The organism is Stenotrophomonas sp. 3diitr2024 (assembly GCF_042136455.1).
Taxonomy (GTDB): domain Bacteria; phylum Pseudomonadota; class Gammaproteobacteria; order Xanthomonadales; family Xanthomonadaceae; genus Stenotrophomonas; species Stenotrophomonas sepilia.
In genome coordinates this window covers 1-466 of the sequence record NZ_JBHHMJ010000157.1, presented here as the reverse complement: position 1 = coordinate 466, position 466 = coordinate 1, and the positions used below count along the sequence as shown (strand labels likewise).

3 pseudogenes are annotated in these 466 nt (G+C 66.3%); 2 read left to right on the top strand and 1 reads right to left on the bottom strand.

What is annotated here, in order from left to right:
* Positions 1-128: 128 nt before the first annotated feature.
* Positions 129-251: pseudogene (locus ABGA94_RS03895) on the bottom strand (histidine kinase dimerization/phospho-acceptor domain-containing protein); the annotation flags it as partial.
* Between ABGA94_RS03895 and ABGA94_RS03890 the strand changes: the two are divergent.
* Together ABGA94_RS03890 and ABGA94_RS03885 are read left to right on the top strand one after the other, a co-directional pair.
* Positions 243-371 (top strand): annotated as a pseudogene (locus ABGA94_RS03890) (XVIPCD domain-containing protein); the annotation flags it as partial. The pseudogenes ABGA94_RS03895 and ABGA94_RS03890 sit on opposite strands and share 9 nt — an antisense overlap.
* A pseudogene (locus ABGA94_RS03885) lies at positions 354-466 on the top strand (TonB-dependent receptor plug domain-containing protein); the annotation flags it as partial. The pseudogenes ABGA94_RS03890 and ABGA94_RS03885, both read left to right, overlap by 18 nt.

The following is a 466-nucleotide window of genomic DNA, read 5'->3' as shown; positions in this document are numbered from 1 at the left end:
GAGATGACGCAGGAGTGCAAGGCACTGCGCCCGATCGCCGAGATGATGTGGACCGACGAGTGCACATAAGCACGATGTAGCGCCGGGGCGTGCCCGGCGATTCCCTGCGGCCCTCAGCCGTCGTCATCATCGTCCGGATGGAACACGCCCTCGGCCAGTCCCTGCAGGCGGCCGCGCAGGATCGTCACCGGAGTACGCAGCTCATGTGCGATGGCCGCATGCCACATCGCGCGCTCGCTCTCCATGTGCTGCTGAGCGCGCAGACCGCCGAGCATCCGGCCGGCCGCAACGTGTTCGTGGTGCAGGGCGAGATGAGCGATCCCGCGCATCTGCGAGCCGTCATGCCTACGGACACGGCAGTGCAGACGCCGCAGACCATCAGCGTGATCACCCGCGCCGAGATGGATGACTTCGGCCTGCACGGCATCGATGATGTGATGCGGGTGACCCCTGGCATCAGCATCGT